Consider the following 6,000-nt stretch of genomic DNA (forward strand, 5'->3'; position numbering starts at 1 on the left):
GAGCTCGGATGTGGTCCGCCGCGTATAACGCAGCCGACCCCGTCCGGCTACGGGCCGCACGGGGTCGAGCTGCAGGAAGTCGCCGACCGTCAGAGGATCGGGCTGAACGGCTCCGTCCCCGTCACCAGCGCGAGGCCGGAGAGGCCGGAGTTGGCCTGCGCGTAGGTGAGCTCGTGGTGGAGGTCGCCGACACCATTCGCCCCGACCAGCGGCGCGAGCTGCACCGTGGAGAGCACGCCGAGCGCGTTGCCCTCGGCGTCGAGGTAGGCGCTGCCGGAGTCACCGGGGATGCCCGGGGTGACGGTGTAGACGGGGTGGTTCCAGCCGTCGCTGTCGGTGCCCAGGCTCAGGCCCTGCTTCGGGGAGAGCTGCTCGATGCCGCCCCGCAGGCTGGAGTTGCCGTAGGAGTAGACGGTGTCGCCGGCCGGGGCGCCGGCGGTGTTGATCCCGGTCGGGCCGCCCCAGAACGGCACCGACGGGTTCACCTTCGCAACGTCACCCGCGTCCACCTTCACCAGCGCGAGGTCGTTGTAGGCGCAGGTGTTCTCGTCGGTCTCACCGAGCTTCTGCATGGTCAGCCAGCTGCTGTAGACGAGGGTGCCGCCGCCGACCCGGGTGCCGCCCGAGGCCAGCGAGCCGCCCTCGACGAAGTCGACCTTGGTGCCGAGCGGGAGGGAGCCGGCGTCGCACCCGTTGGTGTCGGTCGCCGCGCCGGTGCCGGCGCAGTGCGCCGCGTAGCCGACGTACGTCGTGCCGGCACCGTCGGTGAACACGAAGTTGCCGGTGCACTGGGCGCCCTCGGTGTACATCTGCACGCCCGGGTGGATCTGCGCCGTGTCGGCGGGCGCCCAGGCGACGGCGGCGGTCCTCTTCGGCTTCGCGGAGGCGGCGGGGGCCGAGCTGACCAGGGCGACCGCGACGGCGGCGGCGCCGAGCAGGGCTACGGCTTTCGAGCGGGCGTGACGCATGAGGAGGTTCCCTCCCTGTGGTGAGTCAGGACACACCCACAACGAGAGGGAACCCCTCCGGGTTACGCGTCAGTACGACGGCTGGCTGGGGTCGATCTGGTTGACCCAGGCCACCACGCCGCCGCCGACGTGCACGGCGTCGGCGTACCCGGCGCCCTTCACGATCGCCAGCGTCTCGGCCGAGCGGACACCGGTCTTGCAGTGCATGACGACCTGCTTGTCCGACGGCAGCTGCTCGAGCGCCGAGCCGTTGAGGAAGTCGCCCTTGGGGATCAGCACCGAGCCGGGGATCCGGTTGATCTCGAACTCGTTGGGCTCGCGGACGTCGACGAGGACGAAGTCGCGGGTGCCCTCGTCGCGCTCCTTGAGCATGTGCTCGAGCGTGGTGACCGAGATGGTCGAGCCGGCCGCGGCGTCGGCGGCCTCCTCGGACACCGCACCGCAGAAGGTGTCGTAGTCGATGAGGCCGGTGACGGTCGGGCTGTCGCCGCACAGCGCGCAGTTCGGGTCCTTGCGGACCTTGAGCTTGCGGTACTCCATCTCGAGTGCGTCGTAGATCATCAGCCGGCCGACCAGCGGGTCGCCGATGCCGGTGAGCAGCTTGATCGCCTCGTTGACCTGGATCGAGCCGACCGAGGCGCAGAGCACGCCGAGCACGCCACCCTCGGCGCAGCTCGGGACCATGCCCGGCGGCGGGGGCTCGGGGTAGAGGCAGCGGTAGCAGGGCGCGTCGTCGGCGAGGGTCGGCGCGAACACCGAGGCCTGGCCGTCGAAGCGGTAGATCGAGCCCCAGACGTAGGGGATCCCCAGGAAGTACGCCGCGTCGTTGACCATGTAGCGGGTCGCGAAGTTGTCGGTGCCGTCGACGATCAGGTCGTAGCCCTTGAAGATGCCGAAGACGTTGTCGTTGTCGAGGCGCTCCTCATGCACCACCACGTTCACCAGCGGGTTGGTCTCCGCGATCGACTCCCGGGCCGACTGCGCCTTGGACTTCCCGACGTCGGACTGTCCGTGGATGATCTGCCGCTGCAGGTTGGACTCGTCGACCTCGTCGAACTCCGCGATGCCGAGGGTGCCGACGCCGGCCGCGGCCAGGTAGAGCAACGCGGGCGAGCCGAGGCCGCCGGCGCCGATCACGAGCACCTTGGCGTTCTTCAGCCGCTTCTGCCCGGTCATCCCCACGTCCGGGATGATCAGGTGCCGGCTGTAGCGGCGCACTTCGTCGACGGTGAGCTCGGCGGCAGGCTCGACCAGGGCGGGGAACGACACGGTGCTTCTCTCCTCGGGAGGTGCGGGTGGCGGGACTGGTCCGCGGAGATCGGGTCTCCGTGCTCCTCAACCAATCCCCGGCCTGCCATGTTCCCCGGGCGTCGCGACGCGCCGTACCACGTCCCGTCATCCGGACGCGGTCCGTGCGCTACCTCCGGGTAGGCTGCGATCCGGGTCTGCAGACCCGTGTCAGACGCGAGGAGCACGACGTGACCGCAGGTCAGGAACTGGACGAGGTTCGTCCGCGGGGCGGCCGCATGCCGCGCAAGGCCCGCCGGGCGCAGCTGCTGGAGTCCGCACTCGAGGTGTTCGTGGCGCAGGGCTACCACGCCGCCGCCATGGACGACATCGCCGAGCGCGCAGGTGTGTCCAAACCGGTCCTCTACCAGCACTTCCCGGGCAAGCTCGACCTCTACCTCGCGCTGCTCGACGTCTCGTGCGACACGATCATCGACAACTGCCGGATCGCACTGGACTCGACCGACGACAACAAGCAGCGGGTGGCCGCGGCGATGGCGGTGTTCTACGACTACGTCGCCGGCGAGTCCGGCGCGTTCCGCCTGGTGTTCGAGTCCGACCTGACCAACGACCCGGCCGTGCGCGAGCACGTCGAGCGGGTCACCACCGAGTGCGCGGCCATGATCGCCGCGGTCATCCACGAGGACACCGGCCTGCCCGACGAGGCGTCGAGGCTGCTCGCGGTGTCGCTGGTCGGCATGGCCCAGGTCAGCGCCCGCTTCTGGCTCGCCGAGGGCTCGGAGATGAGCCGCGAGGACGCGGCGGCGCTGATCGCCGGCCTCGCCTGGCGCGGCATCCGGGGCTACCCCCGCCAGGACTGAGCACTCACCCCCCACTACACACGAACGAGAAGGGACGTCCATGGAGGTCAAGATCGGCATCCAGCAAGCCGCGCGCGAGCTGGTCGTGGAGACCGACGACGACGCGGAGGCCGTCGAGAAGCAGGTCAGCGAGGCGGTCGCCTCCGAGGGCCTGCTGGCCCTCACCGACAACAAGGGCCGGCGGGTGCTGGTTCCCACCGCCCGCCTCGCGTACGTCGAGATCGGGACCGGCGCGACCGGGCACGTCGGCTTCCGTTCCTGAGGAACCCGGCGGGGCAACGCATGGTCAGTGCCATCCTGTGGGCGCTCGTCGGCGGCACCGTCCTGGGACTCCTCGGGAAGTCACTGGCGCGCGACGAGCGTGACCACGTGCCGCTGTGGCTCGCCATCCTCGGCGGGATCGGCGGTGGCCTGCTCGGCTACTGGCTCTACGAGCTGGTGTACGACGGCGCCGCCGGCGCCGGCGTGGACTGGTGGCGGCACGCCTGGCAGGTCGTGACCGCCGCCCTGCTGGTGCTGCTGGTGGTCGTCGGCGCCACCCTGGCCGGCCGGCACACCGACCGGCGGCCGGGGCCCTCCTGAGCCTGCTCGCTCAGGCGGACAGGCCCAGCTCGGTCATCCGCTGCGCGTGCCGCTCGGTGAGCCGGTTGAACATCCGGCCCAGCGCCGCGAGGTCCATCCCCGGGCGGTCCACCCCGCCGGCCAGCAGCGCGGTCAGGGCGTCGCGGTCCGCGGCCACCCGCTGGGCCTGGCTCAGCGCCTCGCCCATGAGCCGCCGTCCCCAGAGAGCGAGCCGTCCCCCGACCCGGTGGTCGTCCTCGATCGCGCGGCGTACGTGCTCGACCACGAACGCGCTGTGCGCGGTGCTGTCCAGCGACTCCATGATCAGGTCGCGGGTGTCCACGTCGAGCAGCGCCGCGATCTCGCGGTAGAAGTCGCGGGCCAGGCCGTCGCCGACGTACGCCTTGACCAGGCTCTCCAGCCAGTCCTTGGGGGCGGTGTGCTCGTGGAACGCGTCGATCGGCGCCTGGAACGGCGCCATCGCCTCGAACGGGTCCGCGCCCAGCGTCTCGAGCCGCTCGTTGAGCCGGCCGAGGTGCCCGAACTCCGCGCTGGCCATGGCCGCGAGCGCGACCTTGTCCCGCAGTGTCGGGGCGCTGGCGGCATCCTCCGCGAGGTGCTCGAACGCCGTGAGCTCGCCGTACGCGATGGCCCCGAGCAGGTCCACGACCGCCGCGACGTACTCCGGATCGCTGGCCGGGGATTCAGTCATGGCGGCAGCGTACCGATAGACTGGACCAGTCAGTCCGCCGCGACACCGCGGCGCTGCCCGGCACCGTCACGAGGCTCGGGCCCCGTTTGTCCACGGTGCCGTCCGCATGTGCGCGGTTGGTTCCTTTCCCGGAGTCGACCGCAGGTCCACTCGTCAGGAAAAGAGAACAGAACATCGTGACCACGTTCCGCGAGCTCGGGGTGCTCCCCGAGATCTGTGACGCGCTCGAGCGCGCCGACATCACCACTCCCTTCGCGATCCAGGAGATGACCCTCTCCGTCGCGCTGCTGGGCACCGACCTCATCGGCCAGGCCCGCACCGGCACGGGCAAGACGCTCGCGTTCGGCATCCCCGTGCTGCAGCGCAGCGTCGCACCGAAGGACCCCGACTACGCCGAGCTGCCCGAGGGCAAGCCGCAGGCGCTGGTCGTCGCCCCGACCCGTGAGCTCGCGCTCCAGGTCTCCGGCGACCTCGCCCTCGCCGGCGCCGACCGCGGCCTGCGGGTCCTCACCGTCTACGGCGGCGTCGGCTACGAGCCGCAGCTCGACGCGCTCGCTGCGGGCGTCGACATCGTCGTCGGCACCCCGGGTCGCCTGATCGACCTGTGCAACCGCCGGGCCCTCGACATCTCCCACGTGCACGCGCTGGTGCTCGACGAGGCCGACGAGATGCTGGACCTCGGGTTCCTGCCCGACGTCGAGCGGATCCTCAAGATGACCCCCGAGACCCGGCAGACGATGCTGTTCTCGGCGACCATGCCGGCCGCGATCGTGGCCCTGGCCCGCACCCACATGCGGCACCCGATGAACATCCGCGCCGAGTCGTCGTACGAGAACGCCACGGTGCCGGCCACCGCGCAGTTCATCTACCAGGCGCACGACCTCGACAAGCCGGAGATCGTCGGCAAGATCCTCCAGGCCGACGACGCCGACAAGGTCATCGTGTTCACCCGCACCAAGCGCCAGGCGCAGCGAGTCGCCGACGACCTGGCGGAGCGCGGCTTCTCCGCCAGCCCGCTGCACGGCGACATGGCCCAGGTGGCCCGCGAGAAGGCCCTGACCAGGTTCCGCGAGGACAAGCTGCGCGTGCTCGTCGCCACCGACGTCGCCGCCCGCGGCATCGACGTCTCCGGCGTCTCCCACGTCATCAACTACACCTGCCCCGAGGACGACAAGACCTACGTCCACCGGATCGGCCGCACCGGCCGCGCCGGCGCCAGCGGCACCGCGGTCACGTTCGTCGACTGGGGCGACATCCACCGCTGGAAGATGATCAACAAGGCGCTCGGCCTGCCGTTCGACGAGCCGGTCGAGACCTACTCCACCTCCGAGCACCTCTTCCACGACCAGGGCATCCAGCCCGGGATCAAGGGCCGGATCGCCGACCCGAAGCCGGTCGAGAAGACCGACCGTGACGAGCGCACGGGCTCCGGCTCGGGCCGTGGCCGCGGTGGTCGGGGCCGGGACGGACAGGGCCGTACGTCGAGCCGCACCGGCGATCAGTCCGGTGACAAGGCCGGCTCCGGCGAGGGCGCCCCGCGCCGCCGCAACCGCAGCCGCAACCGCCGCCGGACCCGTGGCGGCGAGACGGTGGCCCAGGCCGACTGACCCTCCGCCCCGTCTTCTATCGGACACCTCCGCTGTAACGCGGT

General features: G+C 71.1%; 7 protein-coding genes. 4 read left to right on the forward strand and 3 right to left on the reverse strand.

Annotated elements, in window-relative coordinates; translation table 11 throughout:
• Positions 1-89: 89 nt before the first annotated feature.
• Together EKO23_RS21690 and moeZ are read right to left on the reverse strand one after the other, a co-directional pair.
• Positions 90-968, reverse strand: coding sequence for a hypothetical protein (locus EKO23_RS21690; protein ID WP_134720568.1), 879 nt, complete (start codon positions 966-968; stop codon positions 90-92).
• A gap of 69 nt (positions 969-1,037) precedes the next feature.
• Complete coding sequence (gene moeZ, locus EKO23_RS21695; protein ID WP_134720569.1) at positions 1,038-2,237, reverse strand: adenylyltransferase/sulfurtransferase MoeZ; 1,200 nt, start codon at positions 2,235-2,237, stop codon at positions 1,038-1,040.
• Between the two features lie 257 nt (positions 2,238-2,494).
• On the opposite strand from moeZ, the gene EKO23_RS21700 reads away from it, so the two are divergent.
• From EKO23_RS21700 to EKO23_RS21710, 3 genes are read left to right on the forward strand one after another with little or no spacing between them, the layout of a single operon-like run.
• Positions 2,495-3,076: a TetR/AcrR family transcriptional regulator gene (locus EKO23_RS21700; RefSeq protein ID WP_134720577.1), complete on the forward strand. Its 582-nt coding sequence runs from the start codon at positions 2,495-2,497 to the stop codon at positions 3,074-3,076.
• A gap of 40 nt (positions 3,077-3,116) precedes the next feature.
• On the forward strand, positions 3,117-3,338 hold the full coding sequence (locus EKO23_RS21705) for a DUF3107 domain-containing protein (protein ID WP_134720570.1): 222 nt from the start codon (positions 3,117-3,119) through the stop codon (positions 3,336-3,338).
• 20 nt (positions 3,339-3,358) lie between these two features.
• On the forward strand, positions 3,359-3,658 hold the full coding sequence (locus EKO23_RS21710) for a hypothetical protein (protein ID WP_134720571.1): 300 nt from the start codon (positions 3,359-3,361) through the stop codon (positions 3,656-3,658).
• Positions 3,659-3,668: 10 nt separating this feature from the next.
• Here the strand turns inward: EKO23_RS21710 and EKO23_RS21715 are convergent, their stop codons facing one another.
• Positions 3,669-4,349, reverse strand: coding sequence for a ferritin-like fold-containing protein (locus EKO23_RS21715; protein WP_134720572.1), 681 nt, complete (start codon positions 4,347-4,349; stop codon positions 3,669-3,671).
• 116 nt (positions 4,350-4,465) lie between these two features.
• On the opposite strand from EKO23_RS21715, the gene EKO23_RS21720 reads away from it, so the two are divergent.
• Positions 4,466-5,956: a DEAD/DEAH box helicase gene (locus tag EKO23_RS21720; RefSeq protein ID WP_342773628.1), complete on the forward strand. Its 1,491-nt coding sequence runs from the start codon at positions 4,466-4,468 to the stop codon at positions 5,954-5,956.
• Positions 5,957-6,000: the final 44 nt, after the last annotated feature.

It is taken from the genome of Nocardioides guangzhouensis (assembly GCF_004519545.1).
Classification (GTDB): Bacteria; Actinomycetota; Actinomycetes; order Propionibacteriales; family Nocardioidaceae; genus Nocardioides; species Nocardioides guangzhouensis.

What these genes read in the sequence shown, in the direction of transcription:
- EKO23_RS21690 (WP_134720568.1), bottom strand. Translation starts at nt 968, where the DNA reads ATGCGTCACGCCCGCTCGAAAGCCGTAGCCCTGCTCGGCGCCGCCGCC.
- EKO23_RS21700 (WP_134720577.1), top strand. Translation starts at nt 2,495, where the DNA reads ATGCCGCGCAAGGCCCGCCGGGCGCAGCTGCTGGAGTCCGCACTCGAG.
- EKO23_RS21705 (WP_134720570.1), top strand. Translation starts at nt 3,117, where the DNA reads ATGGAGGTCAAGATCGGCATCCAGCAAGCCGCGCGCGAGCTGGTCGTG.
- EKO23_RS21710 (WP_134720571.1), top strand. Translation starts at nt 3,359, where the DNA reads ATGGTCAGTGCCATCCTGTGGGCGCTCGTCGGCGGCACCGTCCTGGGA.
- EKO23_RS21715 (WP_134720572.1), bottom strand. Translation starts at nt 4,349, where the DNA reads ATGACTGAATCCCCGGCCAGCGATCCGGAGTACGTCGCGGCGGTCGTG.